Source organism: Bdellovibrio bacteriovorus (genome assembly GCF_001592745.1).
Classification (GTDB): Bacteria; Bdellovibrionota; Bdellovibrionia; order Bdellovibrionales; family Bdellovibrionaceae; genus Bdellovibrio; species Bdellovibrio bacteriovorus_B.
The window spans coordinates 349,084-371,420 of sequence record NZ_LUKD01000008.1 but is presented as its reverse complement, the minus strand read 5'-3'; the positions used below and the strand labels follow the sequence as shown (position 1 = coordinate 371,420).

Annotated in this window: 21 protein-coding genes; 14 read left to right on the top strand and 7 right to left on the bottom strand. The window is 45.6% G+C overall.

The window, feature by feature from the left end; all coding sequences use genetic code 11:
* The first annotated feature begins 28 nt into the window (after positions 1 to 28).
* Entirely contained in the window at positions 29 to 2,239 is a 2,211-nt protein-coding gene (locus tag AZI87_RS16345) for a lytic transglycosylase domain-containing protein (protein WP_063209228.1), read from the top strand.
* A 58-nt stretch (positions 2,240 to 2,297) separates the two neighbouring features.
* On the opposite strand, the gene AZI87_RS16340 is transcribed toward AZI87_RS16345, so the two are convergent.
* Positions 2,298 to 2,804: a hypothetical protein gene (locus tag AZI87_RS16340; protein WP_063209627.1), complete on the bottom strand. Its 507-nt coding sequence runs from the start codon at positions 2,802 to 2,804 to the stop codon at positions 2,298 to 2,300.
* Between the two features lie 197 nt (positions 2,805 to 3,001).
* On the opposite strand from AZI87_RS16340, the gene AZI87_RS16335 reads away from it, so the two are divergent.
* Positions 3,002 to 4,381: a S8 family peptidase gene (locus AZI87_RS16335; RefSeq protein WP_063209226.1), complete on the top strand. Its 1,380-nt coding sequence runs from the start codon at positions 3,002 to 3,004 to the stop codon at positions 4,379 to 4,381.
* 16 nt (positions 4,382 to 4,397) lie between these two features.
* On the opposite strand, the gene AZI87_RS16330 is transcribed toward AZI87_RS16335, so the two are convergent.
* A complete protein-coding gene (locus AZI87_RS16330) occupies positions 4,398 to 5,267 on the bottom strand; it encodes a hypothetical protein (RefSeq protein ID WP_172795529.1) in 870 nt (289 codons plus the stop codon).
* On the opposite strand from AZI87_RS16330, the gene lnt reads away from it, so the two are divergent.
* The 4 genes from lnt (at position 5,266) to AZI87_RS16310 (ending at position 11,630) form a co-directional block, all read left to right on the top strand.
* A complete protein-coding gene (gene lnt / locus AZI87_RS16325) occupies positions 5,266 to 6,876 on the top strand; it encodes an apolipoprotein N-acyltransferase (protein WP_253696939.1) in 1,611 nt (536 codons plus the stop codon). The two genes, AZI87_RS16330 and lnt, sit on opposite strands and share 2 nt — an antisense overlap.
* Positions 6,854 to 9,184, top strand: a complete 2,331-nt coding sequence (locus AZI87_RS16320; protein WP_063209220.1) for an endonuclease MutS2 — start codon at positions 6,854 to 6,856, stop codon at positions 9,182 to 9,184. Before lnt ends, AZI87_RS16320 begins: the two co-directional genes overlap by 23 nt.
* Positions 9,185 to 9,196: 12 nt before the next feature.
* The gene (locus tag AZI87_RS16315; protein WP_063209218.1) at positions 9,197 to 10,669 is read left to right on the top strand and encodes a lipase maturation factor family protein; all 1,473 of its coding nucleotides are present in this window, start codon (positions 9,197 to 9,199) and stop codon (positions 10,667 to 10,669) included.
* A gap of 211 nt (positions 10,670 to 10,880) precedes the next feature.
* On the top strand, positions 10,881 to 11,630 hold the full coding sequence (locus tag AZI87_RS16310) for a hypothetical protein (RefSeq protein ID WP_063209216.1): 750 nt from the start codon (positions 10,881 to 10,883) through the stop codon (positions 11,628 to 11,630).
* 98 nt (positions 11,631 to 11,728) lie between these two features.
* On the opposite strand, the gene AZI87_RS16305 is transcribed toward AZI87_RS16310, so the two are convergent.
* A complete protein-coding gene (locus AZI87_RS16305; protein ID WP_253696938.1) occupies positions 11,729 to 12,592 on the bottom strand; it encodes a PBECR2 nuclease fold domain-containing protein in 864 nt (287 codons plus the stop codon).
* Positions 12,593 to 12,755: 163 nt separating this feature from the next.
* On the opposite strand from AZI87_RS16305, the gene AZI87_RS16300 reads away from it, so the two are divergent.
* From AZI87_RS16300 to AZI87_RS16285, 4 genes are all read left to right on the top strand, one after another.
* The gene (locus tag AZI87_RS16300) at positions 12,756 to 13,073 is read left to right on the top strand and encodes a hypothetical protein (protein ID WP_253696937.1); all 318 of its coding nucleotides are present in this window, start codon (positions 12,756 to 12,758) and stop codon (positions 13,071 to 13,073) included.
* Positions 13,074 to 13,280: 207 nt separating this feature from the next.
* Entirely contained in the window at positions 13,281 to 14,438 is a 1,158-nt protein-coding gene (locus tag AZI87_RS16295) for a hypothetical protein (protein ID WP_063209212.1), read from the top strand.
* A gap of 59 nt (positions 14,439 to 14,497) precedes the next feature.
* On the top strand, positions 14,498 to 14,806 hold the full coding sequence (locus AZI87_RS16290; protein WP_063209623.1) for a hypothetical protein: 309 nt from the start codon (positions 14,498 to 14,500) through the stop codon (positions 14,804 to 14,806).
* A 31-nt stretch (positions 14,807 to 14,837) separates the two neighbouring features.
* A complete protein-coding gene (locus tag AZI87_RS16285) occupies positions 14,838 to 16,127 on the top strand; it encodes a hypothetical protein (protein ID WP_063209210.1) in 1,290 nt (429 codons plus the stop codon).
* Here the strand turns inward: AZI87_RS16285 and AZI87_RS16280 are convergent.
* From AZI87_RS16280 to AZI87_RS16270, 3 genes are all read right to left on the bottom strand, one after another.
* On the bottom strand, positions 16,102 to 16,380 hold the full coding sequence (locus AZI87_RS16280) for a helix-turn-helix transcriptional regulator (RefSeq protein WP_063209208.1): 279 nt from the start codon (positions 16,378 to 16,380) through the stop codon (positions 16,102 to 16,104). The two genes, AZI87_RS16285 and AZI87_RS16280, sit on opposite strands and share 26 nt — an antisense overlap.
* Before the next feature lie 94 nt (positions 16,381 to 16,474).
* A complete protein-coding gene (locus tag AZI87_RS16275) occupies positions 16,475 to 16,711 on the bottom strand; it encodes a hypothetical protein (RefSeq protein WP_063209206.1) in 237 nt (78 codons plus the stop codon).
* A 109-nt stretch (positions 16,712 to 16,820) separates the two neighbouring features.
* Positions 16,821 to 17,462 carry a matrixin family metalloprotease gene (locus tag AZI87_RS16270; RefSeq protein WP_063209204.1) on the bottom strand — a complete coding sequence of 214 codons (642 nt, stop codon included), beginning with the start codon at positions 17,460 to 17,462 and terminating at the stop codon, positions 16,821 to 16,823.
* Positions 17,463 to 17,929: 467 nt separating this feature from the next.
* Between AZI87_RS16270 and AZI87_RS16265 the strand changes: the two genes are divergently transcribed.
* The 4 genes from AZI87_RS16265 (at position 17,930) to AZI87_RS16250 (ending at position 21,115) form a co-directional block, all read left to right on the top strand.
* On the top strand, positions 17,930 to 18,928 hold the full coding sequence (locus AZI87_RS16265) for an isocitrate/isopropylmalate dehydrogenase family protein (protein ID WP_063209202.1): 999 nt from the start codon (positions 17,930 to 17,932) through the stop codon (positions 18,926 to 18,928).
* Between the two features lie 4 nt (positions 18,929 to 18,932).
* Positions 18,933 to 19,658: a coenzyme F420-0:L-glutamate ligase gene (locus tag AZI87_RS16260; protein WP_253696934.1), complete on the top strand. Its 726-nt coding sequence runs from the start codon at positions 18,933 to 18,935 to the stop codon at positions 19,656 to 19,658.
* Between the two features lie 66 nt (positions 19,659 to 19,724).
* The gene (locus AZI87_RS16255) at positions 19,725 to 20,195 is read left to right on the top strand and encodes a hypothetical protein (protein ID WP_063209621.1); all 471 of its coding nucleotides are present in this window, start codon (positions 19,725 to 19,727) and stop codon (positions 20,193 to 20,195) included.
* Complete coding sequence (locus AZI87_RS16250) at positions 20,192 to 21,115, top strand: hypothetical protein (protein ID WP_063209199.1); 924 nt, start codon at positions 20,192 to 20,194, stop codon at positions 21,113 to 21,115. The genes AZI87_RS16255 and AZI87_RS16250 overlap by 4 nt, the downstream gene beginning before the upstream one ends.
* On the opposite strand, the gene AZI87_RS16245 is transcribed toward AZI87_RS16250, so the two are convergent.
* Positions 21,112 to 22,284, bottom strand: a complete 1,173-nt coding sequence (locus tag AZI87_RS16245) for a sensor histidine kinase (RefSeq protein WP_063209197.1) — start codon at positions 22,282 to 22,284, stop codon at positions 21,112 to 21,114. The genes AZI87_RS16250 and AZI87_RS16245 overlap by 4 nt on opposite strands.
* Between the last annotated feature and the right edge of the window lie 53 nt (positions 22,285 to 22,337).

Below are 22,337 nucleotides of genomic sequence, written 5' to 3'. Positions count from 1 at the left end.
CCACAATTCGGCATAACCTAAACGGGTTATGCCGAAAATAATTCTCGCCTTCTCATTTTTTTCCGTCATCTTAGGTTGTGCTACGACATCGCGTTTTGACACGCGTATCGACAAACGCTTAACTCCACCCGTTCCTAATTTCATTAGCAAATGGAAGAATGCTCCGGTTTCTGATTTAGAAAAATTAGAAGTCGGCGCTAAGGAAGATAATATTCGCTGGTGGAAGACCTATACTTTGGCGATGGCTAAAAAGACAACGGCCCCTAAAGAGGCTTGTGAGGGCTTTAAGTCGTTGTCTTCAGAAAACGACTTTCCCCTTCATGATCTGGCGTTGCTTCGCGCCTACGAAACCTGTGTGAACGACAAAGCCTTGGCGGAGCTTCCCGGAAGTACAGTGCCCTGGTATCGTGATCTTTTAGTCGATATCAAATTGAAAGAGGCATTAGAAACATCGGATCTGCGCGACGACATGACGGCTTATGTTGAAAAAGCTCGTCTTGATAACAACAAGAAGAACAAAGAAGAATTTTACTTGAAAGCTCTTCTTGCAGCTCAGAAGTCTGAATCCAAAGAAGACATCGAGCAGATTCAAACTGCGCTTTACAAAAACTCTCCACGTCTAAATCCTCTTCCTTTAGAAAAAGATTTAAGCAACGTCGCTTCAGATTATCGCTTTCATCGTGAGTTCGACCATGCGCTAAAGACTTATAAAAAAATCTTGGCGTCAGAACAAACGGGCCCGGATGAATACTTTCAAACTTTGAAAAACATCCGTCAGACTTACAAGGTCGCGCAACAGCGTTCGGATTATATCAACGCGACAGCCGATCTTGTGAACTGGTCTAAAAAACAATTCCAAAAGAGCAAGAAAGATCGTCGTGCGATTGCCCGCTACCACGATGCCCAAGTTCTTTTTGCTAAAACACTTTGGACGGAAGATCAAACTTCGCAAGCGGTGAAAGTTCTAAACGAAACTCACCGTCTGCTTCGTGGTATCTATCCAATGGATGAAGTTTATTTCATTCAAGGACGTATTGACGAAGAAAAAGGCAACTTCACAAAGGCTTTAGAATACTTCGAGGCCAGCTACCAACAGCCGGTCAGCTTACCAGGCCTTCGCGATAAAATCGCGTGGTTGAAATCTTGGAACTACTACAAGCTGGAAAAATGGGAAGAAGCGAAGACAAGCTTTGAACAAATGCGCGATCTCGTGAAAGATCCTGCCGACAAATCACGTGCCCGTTTCTGGCTGGCTCGTTCCTTAGAAAAGCTGGGTAAAAATTCCGATGCTCAAAACGAACTTCAAGGTTTGATTAAAGAAGATCCACTAGGTTACTACGGCGTTTTAGCTGTTCGTGAACTTAAACAGAGCTTCACGCCACTTAAGATCGACAACAAAGAACTTCAAGGTTTAAGCCTTCTAGGCGTTTCGGAGCTAGATCCACAAATGCGTTTAACGACGGAATGGTTGATTTCTGTCGACGAAAAACCTTTTGCCGAAAAAGTTCTGAACATCGCGGTTGAGGATTTAAAAAAGAAGAAAGTGACTTCCGAGGAAACTTGGCTTGCGATTTCTTCTGGCTATGCGCGCACAGGCCTTTACCTGCCACTCTTCTCTGCGATTGGCGCATTGGATTCTTCTGTGAAAGATCGTCTCTTGAACGATCATCCAGATCTTTTATTCCCGCAGCCGTTCTCAGACATCATCGCGCAAGCTTCTGATAAAAGCGGAACGCCTCAGGCGTTCATCTATGCGATCATCCGTCAGGAGTCTGCCTTTAATCCAGAAGCTCGCAGCTCGGTCGATGCTTTCGGGCTAATGCAACTTCTTCCAAGCGTGGCGAAGCAATTGGCGAAAAGAAATTCGTTAGAGTATTCCGAAGCCAATGACTTGTTTAAACCAGAGATCAACATCCCGCTGGGTGCTTTTGAATTAAAGTCGTTAATGAAAAAGTACGACGATCAATTCATCTTGGCCGTGTCGGGTTACAACGCCAATGACAGTGCGATCCGCGGCTGGTTGAAAACCCGCTTCCGCGAAGACTCTGTTGAATTTATCGAAGAAGTTCCTTACGAAGAAACTCGCGCTTACATCAAATTGGTGATGAGAAATTATATCTTTTATCAAAGACTTCTGAACACGACATCGGGAACACCGTTCCCGGAAGAACTTCTTTCTTTGAAATCGAATAAGAAAAAAGACATTGTGAAAGAAGAAAGCATCAGTCAGCAGCTTTAAAAATAAAAAATCCCGAGTCAAAAGCTCGGGATTTTTTATTTCTAGATCCTACAATTAATTAACGATTACAAAAAGTATCATCCATGAAACTTCCCGTCGCAGCGGAACTGTATTCCGGATAAGTCACGTAATTCACATTCGTCATGTCCACTTCATCCGCGCCGACGTTGTAAACGACTTTCAAAGTATCTGCCGTCAACTCTTTCAACTCGTAACGCTTTTCTACGGGCGTACCTAAAGCTCCGCCATTTACATGGGTCACATTAAGAACTAATTCATTCCCCACTTCGCTCGTGGGATCTGTGACTGGCGCCGTCCAAGTTCCCGATAAAGAACATTTCTTGCCTACTGCGGGTGATGTCCACTCAGCTTCAGACTGAGTGAAAGTCCCATCGACTTTAAGCTCCATCTGCACATAGTTGAAACTTCCCGCAGTCTGCGTGCTTTCAGTTTGCGAATGATAAGTGATGTCTTCAGAAAGACTTCCTAAATCCAACTCGCCAGAGCCGACTTTTTGACTGCATCCCGCGAGCGCCAACAAAGAAATGATAATAAGCTTTTTCATATTCACCTCTTCGGCATCAGACATAAGCCCTTTAACTTGAGAAGGCTTATCAAGCCACGATCCCTGCGCTTTCACAGCTAAGCTCTTGCGATGACTTCATTATCTATCGATATGTCTTAAATTGATACAGGACCAAGGTTCCCTTATGCCCCGACTGGAAATCTCCGATAAGTTTTAGTCTAGAAAGGGGAACATTCATGTTTTCTCGCAAAGTGTGGATTGCAGCATGTTGTGTCGGTTTATTGTTCTTTGGTGGATTGGGTTTCTACCTTTATTCTATTGAAGAAAACTCCCCTTCTCGCACACAGAGTTCCAGCAAAAAAGACAGCGATCGTCTTTTTGAAAACTCTTTCATCACTTCTAAAACTGACAAAGTCGAAGACGAGCCCAGTGCTCTTTTCAATGATCCCGCGATCAGCCAAGCTTGGGGTTTGAAAAAATCCGATGCCGCTCGCGCGTGGTCGGTCACTAAAGGCAGCCGCGATATCGTGGTGGCCGTGATCGATACAGGAATTGATGTGAAGCACGAGGACCTCAAAGGCAATCTTTGGAAAAATCCAGGTGAAACAGGTTTAGACGCCCAAGGCCGCGATAAAGCGACCAACGGTATCGATGATGACGGTAACGGTTTTGTCGACGACGTTTATGGTTGGAACTTTGTTTCTAACAACAACAAACTCGACGACAACCACGGTCACGGCACTCACATTGCCGGAATCATTGGTGCGGAAGCTGGAAATAACAAAGGTATCACCGGGATTTCTCCGGAAGTCAGCTTGATGATCCTTAAGTATTACGATCCGAAAGTTCCCGGCACAGACAACTTGAAAAACACGGTGGCTTCTATTCGCTATGCCGTAAAAATGGGGGCTCACATCATCAATTACTCTGGTGGTGGGACGGAGTTTTCTCAAGAAGAGTATGATGCTGTTGCTGAAGCCGAGAAAAAAGGAATTCTTTTTGTCGCAGCGGCAGGAAATGAGCGTTCGAACTCGGATCAATTCCACTACTACCCGGCCGATTATAAATTGAAGAACATCATTTCGGTGACGGCGATTGACCCGTCAACCCAAGTATTGGCGTCTTCAAACTATGGTATTGAGACTGTCGACATCGCAGCTCCAGGACAAAACATTCTTTCTTGCCTTCCCGGAAATGCTTACGGGTACATGACCGGAACTTCGCAAGCCACTGCGTTTGTGACCGGTGCTGCGGCTTTGACGATGGCACACAAGCAGTCTTTCAGAGCAGAAGATGTGAAGAAGTACATTCTTGCCACCGGCGATGCCCAATCACAGCTCGCTTCAAAAACCAGAACATCTCGTCAGTTGAATCTTTATAAAGCACTTACGATTCTAGATCAGGGTGTTTCCGCGACAGGTGTTGTTGCCGTGAATACGCAAAACATGAAGCTTTTCACTGCGGATCCGAATGAAAAACGAAATCGTGATCTTGAAAATGGTATTGATCCGACAACTAAAGAGATGAGCCAATTCGGCAGATCCTTGATCGACGCCATCGGCCCAAAATCTCGTCCATCAAAACTAGGTACGAAACAAGGTTCGGAAGGATTCTAATCCTTCCCTGCTAAATTTAATCGACGAAGTCGGAAAGAGAAATCTTTCCGCGAATCATGATCATCAATCCCGCAGACATAAATGCCAACGCCACGCCGACACCGATCAGGTTGCGGTGACCAAGATTGATCATTCCTAAAAGAATTAAGAAAGCACTAAGACCAAACGGCCCCCAGTACATGTACTTCTGCCATTTCGGACGAGCTGCCGCTGGAGCTTTGCCAACAGTTGCCACAGGCTTCTGAGACAAACCCACCATCATCAGGCTGTTGATTCGCGCGATCATCTGATCACATTGAGGATCCCCGCCTTGCGCGGCTTTCAGCTCTTCATACTTCAAAGTCGCAAAACGAAGAGCATCCAATTCATGACAAGCGCGGATGAACTCATCATGAAGTTGTTCATTTTCAAAATTCTCAACCAAGTTCTTCCATTTGCGAACAAGGCTGGGCTGCGCTTTTAGGCTTGGATCTTTGGGCAAGCCCTCGAGACGTTCAAAAAGAACGTGGCAAGAGTAACACTCTTTCGCGCGACGGCCGTTCAAGGCGCCACACTTCGGGCAAGATTTCATTTCATGAGTGCCCGGCTCCACAGAGTAAGTCTCGCCCAGATGCTGCTGAGCGGCAGCCGCGGGGGCCACTTCTTCCGCTTTTGGAGCCTCAGTGGTCACTGTAGAAACGGCAAAGCACTGCACGTTCTGAAGATCTGTAGGAGGATATTCGAAACTGAATCTTGTCTCGCAAGAAATGCACTGAAATAGTGGCGTTTCCGAATGAATATCATCGCAAGAAACCTCATAAAGTTTCGCGCAAGATGGACATCGGATTTTCAATTTCGTTGATAAATTCACAGTGGACTCACTCACTCTTTGTGTTACTAATACCATGATGAAGAGAACGATTCAATTTTTCAAGCAGAAAGCCTACGAATTTCGTTGGGCGATTCTCTCGGGAATTCTTGTAGGCACAAGCTACATTCCCTTTCCCCCTTGGGCTTTAATCTTTTGCTACACTCCGCTTTGGCTTTACGCTGTCGAAGATAGCAAATCCGTGAAGAATTCATTCTGGGCGGCGTGGATTACACAGTTCGTGCTCAGCATGATTGGCTTTCACTGGATTGCCTACACCGCTCACGAATTCGGGCAAATTCCCTGGTCAGTTTCTGTCGTAGCGCTGCTGCTTTTTTGTGCGTTCATGCATCTTTACATTCCCGTCGCCGTGGCGGCCGGAACGTGGTTGCGCCTGAAATTCAAGCTGGAAGCGGGTCCGAGCCTTTTCATCATCGCAATCTTGCAGTCGCTTTTAGAGCGCGTGTGGCCGGTGATTTTTGACTGGAATCTTGGTTATACTCTGTTCTGGGCAAAAATTCCGACTTATCACCTGGCGGACCTCATAGGTTTCTTGGGTCTTTCTTCCGTTGTTCTGCTTTTCAATGCGTGGGTGGGTTACATTTGGCTCAAGCAAAACTTCGTAAAAAAAGCCCTGACACAATTAAGTTTTCTGTCTTTGTCATTTGCCGCATTAGTGGGCATCGGTCACTTCCACGGAAAAAACTGGAACCGCTTTGATCGGGAAATCAAGGCGACGGTCGTTCAAGCCAACATCGGTAATCTTGAAAAAGTCTATGCCGAGCAAGGCAAAGGCTATCAAGAAGCTATCACGAACAAGTTTGTGAACCTGACAGCCGAAGCTCACCAAAAGTTCCCCGACACGGATATTTTTGTTTGGCCCGAGACAGCATTTCCTGACTACCTGGATCAACACCTTCTGGGCCGCAAACACACGGAAATTTTGAAGGCCGGACTGATTCAGTTCGGAAAGCCTTTGATCACGGGAGCCTACTCAAAAGACGAAAAGACAGACGAGAAGGTCGATACATCGACTTACAACGGCCTTTTCCTTGTCGACGCTCAAACCAACAACTTAGATCACCCTTATCGCAAAACCGAACTGCTAGCTTTCGGAGAATACCTGCCTTTAAGTGAACGCTTTCCTTTCCTACTCAAACTTCTGCCATTCGTTTCTAACTTCGGTCGCGGCAACGGTCCTGAAGTCATGACTTGGAATTTCCGCGGTGAAGAGATTCACTGGGGCGGACAGATTTGTTACGAGGGTCTTTATCCTGAATTCTCTCGCGGGCTGGCGAAAAAAGGCTCTGACATTTTGGTGAATGTCACAAATGACTCTTGGTTCGGAGACCATGCCGAACCTTATCAACATCTTTATATGACATTGGCGCGCGGAATTGAAGTGCGTCGACCTTTGGTGCGTTCAACAAATACGGGAATCAGTACGGCCGTCCTTGCAAATGGTGATGTTCTACAAAAATCACCTCTTCATAAGGAATGGAGCGGTCAGTTCGTGATAAAGTATTTGAAAAACGCGCCGATGACTTTCTACACAAAGTGGGGCCACTTCGACTGGGTTCTTTTGATCGCCGCCCTACTGACTTTGATTATTACAGGAGCTCTTCATGCAAGATCTCGTCGTTCTTGATTGGATAGAAATTTTAGAAAAGATTCGTTCGCACGCGACGAGTGAAGCCGGCCGTGAAGCCGTGATGGAAACAAAACCACTAGCTTCCAAAGAACAGGCTTACCAGAGCTTCCAAGAAATCGCTGATGCCACAGAAGTTTTAAATCAAGGCATCCGCCCGTTCATGCAAAGCTTGGATCTTTATTCCACTTGGATCACCCGCCTTAAAAAGCACGCGGTTTTAAAAACTTTAGAAATCAAAGACGTTCGCAGTTTCTGTTTAGAAGCACTCGCTTTGAAAGAGGCTTTAAACACAGTTGAAAACAACTGGGCACAGAAATTAGCCAGCAGCGTGATGAAAGCCGACGAGCCTTTGTCTGCTATCGATCAAATCCTGACTCCGGGCGGAGAAATTCGCGCTGACGCCAGTGAAACTCTGTATCGTCTTTATAAAGAAAAAGAACGTCTGGCTCGCGAAGTGCAAACGACGTTGGATCGTTTGGTGAAAGCCCATAACATGGAAAACGTACTTCAAGATAAGTACGTCACCACTCGTGATGGACGCTGGGTCTTGCCTGTTCGCAGTGGCATGCAACACCACCTTCCGGGCGTGATCCATGGATCTTCTCAGACAAAACAAACTGTGTTCATGGAACCAGAAACTGTCATTCCTACGAACAATCGTCTGCGCCAAATCGAAGTTGAAATTGAAGATGAGATCGAAAGACTTTTGACCGAGCTTTCAAGATATCTTTCGTCTAAAGCCAGCGAAATTGAAATCACACGCGAACTTCTTGAAGAGGCCGACGTGCGCTTTTCTCAAGCGCAGTTTGCAACACTCGTGGAAGCCCACCCGATCGAGTTCTCTGTTGATTCGTTAGAGTTGATCGAAGCTCGCCATCCGCTTTTACAGCTTTCCGGCAAGAAGGTCGTTTCAAACTCGGTTCTTCTGGAAGGAAAAAAAGGAATCTTACTTCTGAGCGGTCCTAATGCCGGTGGTAAAACGGTTCTTTTGAAATCCATTGGTCTTGCAGCGCAAATGGCTCGCTGTGGCCTTCCTATTTGTGCCAGCGAAACTTCGAAGCTTCCATTCTTTAAAGATATTCTTATCGGCATTGGTGACGCACAAAGTGTTGATGAAGAGCTTAGTACTTTTGCCGCTCACTTAAAAATCTTAGGCAAAGCGGCAGCGATGAAAGGCCGCGAAAATCTTATTCTGATTGATGAGATTTGCGGATCCACCGATCCAGAAGAAGGAAGTGCCCTAGCAAGAAGCTTTATCGAAAGTTTTTCTTCGAACAATGTCTTTGCCGTTATCACTTCGCACTTAGGGCCTTTGAAATCCGGATGGGACGAAGAAACTCGCGTGCTTAACGGAAGTCTTGAATACGATCCTAAAACCGGTCGCCCGACATATCAGTTCATCGCAGGTATCCCGGGTGATTCGTTGGCTATTCAAACAGCGAAACGTGTCGGCGTATCCCAAGCTATCGTGCAAAGAGCTTTGGAAGTTCTAGCGCCCGCAACTCGCGCGCGTTTGGAAGGCTTAGAGCAAATTGAACAACTGAAATCTGATATCAGCATTCTGCAAGATCATCTTAAAAAAGAAACGAACAAGGCGTTAGAAACAAAACGCAAGTACGAAGGCTTGTTAGAGCAATTCAATAAAGATAAAGAAGAGTGGCTGCAAAGAACTTTGAAAAAAGCCGAGCGCAAGGTCGAAGAAGCCATTGCTCAGGCGAAAGTCACAGAAACTTTCAAACGCCACACGGCTTTGCAAGAAATTAAATACAAGCTTCCTGAAATCGTTAAAGCGAAACCTGTCACAACACCAGGCGCTCCGGAAAATGCGGAAGAGTTTGCAAAAAAATTCCCGCCAGGATCCAAGGTCTATGTGCCGACATTAAGCTCTGATGGTATCGTGCAAAGCACGCCGAATAACAAAGGTGAAGTCCTAGTACTTTCAGGCTCTGTGCGTTTACAACTTCATTGGCAGGATTTAAAACCACCAGGAAAACCGCAAAATCCAACCTCACAATTGGTTCGTCAAAGTTCTTCTTTCACAGTGGCTTTAGCTGACGAAGATCGCACTTTGGATTTGCGCGGAAAAACCGTGGAAGATGCTTTGTCAGAACTGGAAGTCGCTTTGGATAAAGCGGCCACTTCGCGCGAAGATCGCCTCAAAGTTATCCATGGTCACGGAACTGAAGCTTTAAAGAAAGCCGTTCGAACTTATCTGTCACGTTCCATCTACGTGAAAAAATGGAAAGCGGGATCACCAGAAAGTGGTGGCGACGGTATTACTTGGGTTGAAATCGGCGAAGCTTAATAAAAAGGTTCTATGTTATTAACAGACTACAACATCTCTAGCTGGATTTTCTCTAAGACGTTGAGTCTTTGTTATTTCATCGCTTTTCTTTCGCTTTTGCCTCAGCTTTTGGGTCTTTATGGACGGCAAGGTATTTTGTCCATCGATCATCTTTTAAATCTTTTAGATAAAGAGATGCGCTCGGAAAGATTTTATCACGTGCCGTCGGTGTTTTGGTTTGCCTCTTCGGACCTGGCTTTGAAAGCGGTCTGCTTCATTGGAATGACGGCGGCTTCACTGGCGTTCTTAGGATTCAGTCAAAGCATTATGTTTCTTATTTGCTTTGTCTGTTATCTTTCGTTTGTCAGCGCAGGACAGCTCTTTTTAAGTTATCAGTGGGACAGTTTACTTTTAGAGTTTGGCTTCTTAGGACTTTTCTTTGCCCCCTTTCAATGGGAATGGCTGCCCCTGGGAGCTCACGTCTTACATCCGATCATCTACTTCATGGTGCTCTTTTTGCTCTTTAAGCTGATGTTTCTTTCGGGCGTAGTAAAGCTTGCGAATAAAGACCCCTATTGGAAGGACCTGTCGGCTCTTTCTTTCCACTTCTGGACACAGCCCCTGCCAACGCCGCTTGCTTACTTTGCTCATAAACTTCCTGCCGGCGTTCTGCGTTTTAGCACGATGACCTTGTTCTTTATCGAACTTGTCGCACCATTTTTTATTTTCTATCCCGGTCCTCTGCAAACAGCCGCCGTCATTCTTTTAGTTACGTTGCAGATTCTAATCATCCTGACTGGCAACTACGGCTTCTTTAATATTTTAACCTTGGGTCTTTGCCTGGGTGTTCTTCCCGATTCAACCTGGGGCTTTAAGATCAACTGGGTCGAAAACACGCCGGTTTCTACGGTCTTTGCATTGATCCCAGTGATTCTTGTTGTGCCTTCTTCTTTGTTTTGGATTGCCAAAAGTTTGGCGGAAAAATCCAAAACCTGGGACTTCATGCTTCCCTACATGCGTTTTTTCTATCCCTTCCGCATTTGCAATCCGTATGGTCTTTTCGCGGTGATGACTCGCGTTCGTCCGGAGCTGGTCTTAGAAGGAAGCAATGACGGCGTTCACTGGGAGACTTACGAATTTAAACATAAACCCACATCCCTAAAGCGTTTTCCAACTGTGGTGGCTCCTCACCAACCGCGCCTAGATTGGCAAATGTGGTTTGCGGCGCTAGAATCTTTCAACGAAAACTTGTGGCTGCAAAATCTGCTCACACGTATTTTCGAGGGCTCTCAAGATGTCTTGATGCTTTTTGAGAAAGACCCCTTCAAAGGACAGCCGCCCAAAGCTCTTCGTCTTCTTCGCTACGAATATAAATTCTCAAACTTTTCAGAGCTTCGCAAAGACGGTGTCTGGTGGACGCGAGAGTTCATTGCGCCCTACGGCCCGATCTTTCAACGAGAAGAATTCACAGAGGACGAAAGCGCTCAGAAAAACACGGATCTTTAGGCACCGACTTTGTGTCTCGGCCTGAGATCCCTTGCGCAAAAGTGACACTCCAAGGGCGGCACTCCCCCATAAGTTTGACGGACCACTTTGAGATCGTTTCACTGTGAGAAGACTGCGTTCTGCAAGTCATTGAAAACACGTCGAAATCAACTTTGTTTCAGAGTGAAATATGGCACCCCCATTGCTTTAGTACTATGGCATAGGGGGCTATATGAAAAATTCAAAACAACTTCTAACAACGATCCTGGTACTGACTGCAACGGCACTATTAACTGCTTGCGGATCTTCAAACACGGCGGGATCTTCGGATTTTTCAAGCCGCGTAGTAGATACAGGCACTTCATCTTCAACGAAGTCTGTAGCTTACTGCAACCAACGTTCTGCTAACGACATCACTGCGAAATTGAAAGCTTACACTGACAACAGCAACTATGTTCGCATGGACTTTGTTTACGCTCGCTTGACTTCATTGCCTGCAACTTTCAAAAGCGATTCTTCATACATCTCTATGTGGAAGTGGTTGGCAAACTCTTCAGGCAGCACTCAATTGGATAACACTCCACTTCAATTCATCATCGTTCACCCAACAACAGGTCAAGCTTTGACTGGTTGGATGAAAACAATGAGATGGTCCGATGTTGCGGCAGTAGCTTCAGCATTGGGTGTTACGGATCCACAAACTTTCTTCAGCGCAGTAAATATATTGGTTGATCTTAAAGACACTCAAGGTGAATACGATGTACTTAAAGTAACGAACTATGACTTGAGCACAAACAAGTCGTTGAACGCTCTAGATATCCTTCTTCCAGCGTTCTACGCAAACCCTGCAGACTACGCTTTGGAGTCAACAGGAACAGCTCGCGCTGGTGTACTTAAAAACTTGCACCCATTCGCAAGCTACTTGAACCAAGGCTACACAACATCTCAGTTCGTATCGATGGCTAACAACTACTGCTTCTAATAAGAAAAAAGAAGAAGCTTCCAAAAAGGGTGATCCCCCTCACCCTCCAAAAGCAAAAAAAGCGTACCCCAAAAAGGTACGCTTTCTTCTTTTCGCCGCTAGTGGGCAGACTCTTGAGAGACTTCGTCTGCCTGAAGATTTTCGCCCTGACGATAACGGTCCACCAAAGTGCGATCCGTCGTTGGGAACGAGAATAAAAGCGAATGTACATTCGACTCTTCGTCTTCTTGAGTGACCGCGATGTAAGTCAAATCTTTGACTGTCTCGTGATCCGGAAATTCCTTGATAAAACTCACGAGAACGTTTCCGTCCAAGTCGTTCTTACGCCAGATTTCATCCGCACTTTCGATTGTCTCTTCACGAAGGGCCGCAAATTCTGGGAACTTGTCTTGAGCGATATCTTTTTCACCACGCACTTTCAGCATGGCCATATAAAGACCCATCGCTAAAGGATCACCTTCACCTAGCGCATCGCCTTCGATGGCGCCTTCGGCGACGCTTTCAAAGTTTTTGTCGTAAGCCATTTCACCACGTTGGTAGTTCTGCCATAGGCGACTGTCTTTTGTGGGGAAGTGAATAAAAACAAAAGTCGGATATTCATCTTCAGATGACACATAGGCCACTGCGACATACTTAAATGCCTCGTCACCTTGCTCGATATTTTTGATGAAGTGATACACCGGGAACTCTTCCAGAGTCTTATCGTCTAACCAAACTTCATCCGGCTCGTCCAAAGTCGCCTCAAGATAATGCTCTCGGCCAATTTGTTCTTCGTCATTATAATCGTCAGGACTTCGTAAAGATTGGTACTCTGATTCGAGTTTATCGATAGCTGACTGGAAATAGCCGTAAAGATCTTCCTCGGAGTCAAAAATAAGTCCCGCCGCTTCATCGACGATAATGTACTCTTTTTCAGAGGCACTTGTTGTTTTCTTCTTCGCACGGGATTTAGTTTTCGCCATATTATTTCGCATCCTTCACACGTTCTATTATCAGAACATTTACGATCCCCAACAACTTAAAAAAAAGTGAGATCGACAAGGTTCGTCATAGTCTCATTTTTGGTCTTGCAACGGGATGATTTATTCCTCACCATCGGAAGTAAGACGTCGCAAGGAGGCGCGCTTGGTCAATATAGAAGAGACAAGTTTGGAAAGAATGGAAGCATTGCTATCTCATTCAGCCATGGGTGTTCACGTTCTTTTTGACAACAAAGAAATCGCGGATGTCCTGAAAGAAGTGAAAGACGACAAAGACTTTTACAGCTTCGACAAGATGAAAAAAGTCCAAGACGTCATGACCGAACTGATCGCAAAAAAAACATACTTCGAGAAGATGGCTTACCTTCAAGCCTTAGACTCTGAATCCTACCAAATGCTAGTCAGAGCTTACTTCCACATCGTCGAAAACACCGTCCGCGCAAATAACGAACACAAACACTAAAAGATACCTGCTTCCCTTTGTGCTAAAAAGGTAGCAGGTACCTTTTCCGACGAAAACTTCGACAGTTTGGGCGGACTTCTCTCTGAAAATCGTGATGTTTTAATTTCTGTCGAACTCTTGGAGTTCTAAATCGACATCATTCTTGAAAAATAATGCAAAGCGTTGGCGTGGTGGTATTCTGGGCTCATCTCGCACGGAGGGATGACAATGAGATTGCAAACCACACTTGCACTCGTTTCTCTTCAGCTTGGAATTGCATCTTGTGGATTGAAAAACGGACTGGAAGCGAACTCGGTTTCTGCACAAAGCAGCGGGACCGCATTGAAGATGTCGAAAGTCGACGTCAACGCCAATCCACTAGATAAGACCGTGTGTGATCCTTTCGGTGGAATTCCCGCCGACAATCTTCAACAAGGTATTAAAGCGAGCCTTTATTATGTGACTCCGGGAATGCCTTTACTAAATAAGTCTGAAGACTATGTGACGTTTGCTAAAAAATCAGATCAGAAGCTTTTCTTTGCGGATCTCAATGTTCCGACTCGCATGTTCCACGAAGGATTTGCGACACAAACACATGATGTTTTAAAAGATGATGCCGGCTCTATGCTGATCGAAAATTTCGGTGTGAAGTTTGAAACGATCTTAAAACTTTCTGCAAACGACGAAGAGGGCGACTACGAATTGGCCCTGCTTTCTGATGACGGATCTAAACTAAAAATTCTTTCCGGCACTTTAGAAAGTCCTTTAAAAACCACCGTGATTGATAACGACGGTGAACATCCCACGCGCATGGGCTGCGCTTCGCAAATCATTTCGATGAATCGCGATAAAACCGTGCCTTTGGAACTCACCTATTATCAAGGTCCCCGTTATCACATCTCAAATGTTCTGCTTTGGAGAAAAGCTTCCGTCGCCGGAAAAGATGAGGCTTGTGGTCAGACTGGCAATGAGCACTTCTTTGATCCGAACAAAGGATCTGTTCCGCAGCAAGCGTACAATGACTTGTTGGCTCGTGGCTGGAAGGTTGTTCAGAAGGACAACTTCTTCATCCCCAAAAATGAAGCCTACAATCCTTGTGTCGAAGGTACAAATCCACTGATAACAAAGTTCAAAGTGGCCGAGATTATCACTCAAGGTGTGCAGCTTAGCTGGAGCACTGATATCGCCGCTACGTCGCAAGTGAAATTGATTAATAAAGAAACTCAAGAAGTGATTCTTACAAATTCGGACAACGTTTTACGAACCAACCACTTTGTGCAAGTCACGGGATTAAAATCCCAAACTACTTACACGGCACAAGCGGTCAGTATCTCAGAAGACTTAGGAAAATCACTGAGTGAGGTTATTGAATTCACGACACCGTAAGGTTGGAAGTGAAAGACAGTTTGATAAAGTTTCCCACCGCAAAGCCGATAGGAAGACTTGTGAAATATCGAGTTTTCTTATCGGCTTTCTTTTTATTTTTAAGCCCCAGCCTGTCTCAGGCTGAGTACCGCGTATTTCTATTGAAGATCTCAAAAATATCCACAGATCCCACGAAGCCCGCTACAGACTTCCGTCTGGTTGAAAGCACTCTCGATCCCGAACAGTATCGCTACTATTACCCCGTCGCTCCGGATGAACAGGTCACATATATCGATACTTGGCGCTGTTACGGCCGTACTGGCGACTTCCAACCGCTTTGCCCCAACCCCAAAGGCCAGATTCCCACAGAAGAAAATCCTGCACCTTAATGGATGCGTCTTGATTTGATACACTGTGAGCATGTCTTCTATCGACAGTTCACAGCGCAAAGCCCAACAAGCCGAATTGAATGACCTTCAAGCGGACTACGCACGCAAAAAAAAGCAGATCGTAAAACAAGGCGAAGCTCAACTCGAAGATCTTAAAGATCATTATGATGATAAAAAGACGGCCTTGACCGAACAAAACCAAGCCGCCGTCAATCACATCCGTCACCGTCAAAAAGAACTGGCCGAAGAAGCGTCCCAAGAACGCCAACGTTTGACCGAGAACTACAATGCTCGCACTCAGTCTTTACAAAAAGGCTACGACGAAAAGCTGTCAGAGACTCGACAAAAACGTCAGGTCGCGGTGGCGGAAGCTCAAACCAGCGCCCGCCAAAAAGTGAAAGAGATCGAAGACTCTTCTCAAGCTCGCATCGAAGATGTTCGCACTCGCAGTGGCGAAGACATCGCGCGCGCGAAACAAAAATACAATCAAGACATGCAGCAGATTAATGACTTCAGTGAAAAGCGTTTGGATCGACAACGTGAACAAAACGATGCGATTTTAACGAATGAAGTGGAACGTGGAAAATACGCCCAGGAACGCGTGCGCACGCGCAATGAAAAAGAACTTCAAGACACTCAACAACGTGGTGACGAAAAAATCGCTTTTGAACAAGAGCAGCAACAAAAGAAGCTGACGCGTTTGAATGACTTTTCGGCGAAACGCTACGATCAGCAACAAAAACAATGGGCTTCCAAAGAAGAGCGCGTGAATCAGCAGTATTCTGAAAGAATCATGCATAATAAAAAAGCAAATGAAGACACGCTTAAAACCCAGCACGAAAGATTCCAAAGCGTTTACATGAAAAACGAAGACGCACAAAGGGAAGCTTTAGACATTCAAACTCAGCGCTATGTTCGTCAACTGGGTGAAGCCCGTAAGGACTTCGTGAAAGCCGCTTCCCACTACTCGAACAAGGCCAGTGATCCATTTTATAAAGTGGAAGACCGCGGAAGCCAGTTAAGTGAAAGTTCGGATTTTTATACGTTAAGAGCCTATGTTCCCGAGCACGAAAAAGACGCAGTGAAAGTCTCTATCCAAAACGACAAAGCGACGATCACGGGCCAACGCTCTTTCAAAGACAAATTTGAAGATGAAGTCAGCGGAAAAAAAGTAAGCAGTGCGAACTTCCAAACATTCCGTGAAGAGTTTGTATTTGATAAGCCTGTCATTACAGAAGGCATGACCCGTCAACGTGATGGTGACTGGGTTGTATTTCAGATTCCTAAAGGCAATATCAGCCGTTTCGACCGGAAGGCTTAACCCCACCCGAACCCAACAATTGTTCTAAAAAGAAAGCAGAAAGTTGATGGCGACCATCGACCGAAGCTTTTTTGTAAAGGCTGAGGGCTTGTTGACGTGTGGTCGTCTCTGAAGTGCCGCGCTGACCGGCAATCTCGCGAAGACTCAGTCCGCGAAGAATAAGGATGCCGATCTCAGATTCAGCTTTCGTGAATCCCCATTTTTCGAAATGACTTTGAATGTAAGTTCGGAATTCTCCGAGATCTTTTCCCATAAACAGGATTAGATCTTTTTATTCACAATCTGTCATCTAACACAAGTTCGTAGTTCGTAATTTTTCCACCGATGGTGGAGAGAAAGCGGTCTCACTACACTTTCATTAGGTAGCGAACTTCGCGCATAAGGAAAGATAAACGCGCTTGAAGATCCGTCAGAGTTTCAATGTTGGCGTGAAGTTGCGCCAAAGAATCTTTTTCGATAACAGGAGTATCCGCAAGTTCATGGTAAGACTTGTGTACCATGGGAGACAATTCTTCGATTGAGCCCAAATAAGAATCCACAGACGATTCAACCTTTGCGTTTTTATCTAATGTGATCACTCTCATTTTGCTCTCCTTCACCCTGCACGAAGCGCAGAATTCAAAGTCTAGTTAGCTTTTTTCGAATCCAACAACTTAAATAATCTTACATAAAGTTTTTACAATGCTGAGCGCCTTAATATTCGCACTGGAGGGCCGTTTGATCGGCTCCCGCTAAGTTCACGCGATCATCTCCGCTCGCCAAATACGTTGCCATCACGGAACCCGCGCCATCTTTGTGCTTCAGGCCCAAAACGTGTCCCATTTCGTGCAGAACAAGCGCTTCGATATTTACTGGAGCTGAGCCCTGACGATCTGCTTTTGCAGCTCTAGTCAGAGTTTGACCGTTCCAGTAAAATCCGAAATCAGCGGCATTTAAACGAATATCTGCTTCTTTAATTTGATCCCCGATCCAATAAACACTCGTGCGACCTTGTTCGGAAGCACGGTTGTCCTCCCAAGAAGACATCAAATAGATCACGTTGACGCTGTCCTTGTGGGGATTGATCGGACCTGTATAACGAGTGCTCGTGACGATATTGAAGAGTTTGCGACCTGCGGTTTTTTCCCACGTGTCGGCCGCTTTCAAAATAGCTGGAATCATAGAGTCAGGAACTTGCGCGTGGATATACATCGTGACAGGAACATCGCTTTTCCAAGAGATGCGTTCGCCATACACGTTTTGCACGAAACCGCAGTCTTCTTGAGACTTCGGCGCACAGGCTTGAATCGATATAACTGTAATAAGGACCAACGCGGTCCCAAGCCACTTCAACATGAGAGCGACCTCCACGAAGGGTTTCTATTACAAGGATGGGACCACAATGCTTCCTCTGTTTGCCGGTACCTAAGTCACTAGAATGACAAGGCTTTGTCTTCCCTATTCAAACCTGCTGCATTTTTAGGCTTCGTTTAAACCGCAGTGTCTCGTTCCTGGACAAGGGCTAAAAATCCCCCTAAGCCTTTGGATTCTTTGAACTTTGTCCGTGTAAAGAAAGCTGACACCCCTTCGCCGCAAAGTGTGGTGCAAAAGGGCTCCGAAACACCTGGTCCGGCGATTGCTCTATAGGAAAAGCAAGTCTCAAAATGAGACTCTTCGGGCTCTCACCCATTCGGGAAATCCTGGCGGCCCTCACATCTTATCACCACATCCTACCTTCCCTGGTAGGGAGTTAAAAAACTCCCCCTGCCAGTCCGCGCGCGAATGTGTTAAAACCTAAGCCACAAATAGAAAGGCTTCCGTTAATGACTAAACTCACAGTGATTCCTGGTGATGGTATTGGTCCTGAGATCATGACTCAGGTGATCCGCGTTCTTAAGCACGTTAAAGCTCCTTTTGAATATGAAGAGCATCAAGCCGGCGAAGTGGCATTGCATACTTTGGGTGAACTTCTTCCTCAGAACACCGTTGATTCTATCAATAAAAACAAACTGGCGATCAAAGGTCCAACGACGACTCCCGTGGGTGGCGGTCATAAATCAATAAACGTAACGATGAGACAGAAGTTCGATCTTTACGCCAACGTCCGCCCGGTTCGTTCTTTGCCTGGCGTAAACTGCGTTTGTAACGATGTGGATTTAACCATCGTTCGTGAAAACACCGAAGACCTGTACGCAGGTATCGAGCGCATGGTGGATGAAGACACGGCAGAAAGCATTAAGCGCATCACTCGCAAAGGTTCTGAGCGTATTGCTCGCTATGCGTATGACCTTGCTCAACGCACAGGCCGCAATCGCGTGGCCATCGTTCATAAAGCAAACATCATGAAAATGTCCGACGGCCTTTTCTTGAAAGTCGCGCAAGAAATCGGCTGGCAATATCCCGAGATCACAACCAAAGATGTGATCGTCGATAATGCCTGCATGCAGTTGGTGACAAAGCCTCAACAGTTTGACGTGATCGTCACTGAAAATCTTTACGGGGATATCTTAAGTGATCTCTGTGCCGGTCTTGTGGGTGGATTGGGAGTTGTTCCAGGCGCCAATATCGGTGAAAAAGCGGCGATCTTTGAAGCTGTTCATGGATCTGCCCCCGACATCGCTGGACAGAATAAAGCCAACCCAACAGCTTTACTTCAATCCGCGGTGATGATGCTTCAGCACGTACATGAAAATGCAAAAGCAGATGCGATCATGAAAGCACTGGTGGCCGCGCTATCTGACGTGAACGCACGTACCGGAGATCTGGGTGGTAAAGGCTCAACGGTGTCCTTCACAGACGCTATCATTCAAAAACTAGGATAAGACCGTGACAAAAACGATGATGATCACCCCGATTCAAACTGATGTCTTTCATCAAGGCGATGATTTGGTGGAGTTCATCATCCGTTCTGTCGATCCTTTGTTGTGGAAAGAAAAAACAATCCTGGCAATCACTTCAAAGATTGTCAGTATTGCTGAAAATCGATTTGAGTCTTTAGCTAATATCGATAAAAAATCATTGATCCGTCGTGAAGCCGATCACTACTTAGGTGAAATCGGACATGGAGTCAGCCTGACGATTAAGCATGGTCTTATGTTACCTGCGGCCGGTATTGACGAATCCAATTCTGAACACGGCGATTACATTCTTTACCCTTTAGAGCCGTACGCTTCCGCAGAAAAAATTCGCTCCGCCCTTCGCGAACGTTTAGGAATTAAAGACCTGGGTGTACTCTTAACCGACTCTCGCACTGGACCTTTGCGTTTAGGCGTGACGGGAGTCACATTGTCGCTGGCGGGATTTCATCCCCTGCGCAATATGATCGGCCAAGAGGATATCTTTGGTCGTCCTTTGAAGATGACCAAGATCAATGTGGCTGACAGCTTAGCGGCTTCGGCGGTGTTGATGATGGGCGAAGCCAACGAGCGCTGCCCGATTGCGATTCTTTCGGGTGCCAATGTCGAATTCACTGATCATCCTTGTCGCAAAGATTGGGAAGTCGAGATGAACGATGACATGTACCTTCCCTTGTACAAGCATCTTCTTAAATAATTTCCAGCCTTAAAGCCAGCCAGCCAGTGTTTGCAGTCTTTGGTGTTTAAACTTAGACTTGTCTATATGAAATCATCATTGTTGCTGTTGCTTGTGTGTGCCCTCTTAATTTCTGCCTGCTCTACAAATCAAAAAAGTCGTTTGGCCACGACCGGAATCGGTATTGGTGTCGGGGCTGTGATTGGCGCTGCGACCGCACCGGATGATGAGCGCCCTGAATTACACGCGATGTACTGGGGTGGAATCCTGGGTGTTGTGACCGCTGTCGCCGCGAACTACTATTTCAATGATGAAAAAGATATGGAAGTGATGCGCTTAGAAAATGAAAAAATGAAGGCGCAGTTGGACTTCTTTCAAAACGGACCAGCGACCCTCTTAAAAGACACCAAGGGCCCTGCCGATAAGAAGTACTTTCAAAGTGGCAAAGCCCGCATCAAACTTTACAAAATTGATCAATGGGTGGATGAAGGCCCAAATAAAAAATATCACCGTGATCAAATGATTGAGATTCTGCCTTTAGAAAAAGGCGACCAATGAAAGTAAAAGTTCTTTCTGCCCTTCTCCTATTCACTTTTCTTTGGGCTGTCTTCGTCAGTTATAAGTACTGGCAAATTAAAAATAATCCTCGCGTGGTTGCAATCACGATGGACGCGGCAAAAGGTGTTTTACAAAAATCCCAAGTTGGCGAAATGGAAAAACTCACTTTTTTGCGTCAGTTCTTAGATCGTTACTATAACTACGACTCAAATAACTTCTGGCAGTCGCAAACCTCTTTAACCTCTTTGATGATCGGATCTTTAGCCGACAACCGTGTGCGCGAAGTCAGTCGTTTGCGTGAAAAGATTCAACAAAAAAATCTGTCTCATTTAAGCCGTATCGTCACTTTACAACAGCAAAAGGATGGAAGTTATAAGGCGACAACGCACTTACAAATCACCGAAGCTGCGGCAAAGAACGATGAGACGACAAAAAGTCAGCTTTATATAACAACGAGCTTAAAGTTGCAGAACACGGAAAGAACTCTAGAAAATCCTTGGGGACTTTTGGTTTCTGAAATGAAGATTGAAAATTCAGCAACTCAAAACTTGGCACTATCCCCTAGGATCCAAGTTTCCATTGGCGCCCCGACTGTTTTACTTTTTCCCTGCGCGATTGAAAATATTGAAAATCCTTTTGAAAAAAATCTGAACATGAAGATCACGACCTTGAACGTTAGTGAACTGCAACTGACTCCACAAAAGGGATTGCCAGAACAGGCTTCTTTCAGTGCCACCTGCCGGGACGAAGAATACAAATTTGAACTTCGTGCGGGTGGCGAAGTTCAGGATCTTTACATTTCCGTTCCCAAAGAGCTGGGTATCCTCAGAAAGAAAGATTCTGGCCTCTCTAGGCCACGCAAAAAAGACGTCTACGATAAGACCATCGAAAATGTTTTGGGAATTCAGTTAGAAAATTAAGATATCTGCGCTTCGGCTTCTCGGTTCTTGGGAAAAAGTAAAACCACTTGTGTTCCAACACCCCATCTTGAGCGCAATTGCAGTTCTCCACCAATAGACTCTAAAGTTTTCTTGGCGTCGTAAAGACCTAAACCATGACCGTTTTCTTTTCCGTGAGTAAAGCCCTCTTGCATCAGCTTCGGAAGAACGTCCTCGGGAATCCCACTGCCGTTATCCATAATTTGTAAAAGCCAATGTTCATCACGCTCTAAAAGAGTCAAGTTGATGGCTGCCTCTGCCGCCGGTAAAGCCTCTAAAGAGTTATTTAATAGATTACTTAGGATGCGTTGAACTTTGATCGCCTCTAAAGCAATAGGAACTTCAGAACTTTTGATATGTTTATGCAAGGTGAATGTCACATCAGGATGAGAGAATCTGTATTCCTTTAAAAGCGTCTCTGTCACTAAGGACAGATCGTCCGCTTTGCGCTCTTCCGTGGTTGTCGTCTTTTCCTGTTTCTTGCCTTTATTCAAAAGATCTTCCGCAATGCCACCAATGCGGGACACGGCCAGATTTAAAAGCTCTTTCTTTTCCGAACTCATTTCGTGGGAAAGACGACTGAGTGTCGTTAAGGCCATTAAAGGTCCGCGAATATCATGAGCCACTTGGCGCGAGATGCTGGCGATTTCTTTATTCAATGCCAATTCGGCTTCAAGCTTTTGTTCATGCAGACGGGTTAAGAATTCGCGGCGAACGACAAAACCGATGAAGAAAAAACTTAACAAGATTCCAACCATGAACACTGGTGAAAGAAAAGAGCGCAGAACTAAATCAAGCGCGCTAAAACATACGCGCATGGATCCTGATGGCAATGAATTGTAAGTGATAGGTACGTCCGTAGAAAACGCGCATTGCAACTGTTCCGGGTTTTGTACTTCCGTTGTGCCGACAGCGGCGTGAACTTCTTTAAGCTGCTTTAGAATTTTGTTTTGCAGGCTGGGATCACCTTGAAAGATTTTTGCGCGGGCAATATCATCTTCCCAAATTCCGACATAGCGTTCGACGGATGTTTTTGCCGAATGGACTTCGTAAGCAAAACTCAAGGCTCCCACCAAAAGGCTCATGCCGCACAAAATCCCCAGCCATAGCAGGGCGCGGTTTTTAAGTATTTGCGAGGTGGTTTTGCTCATGCCCTATGGAAGAGCAATTTTGAATCCGGCATGGCCTCAACGACGGGGCTCCG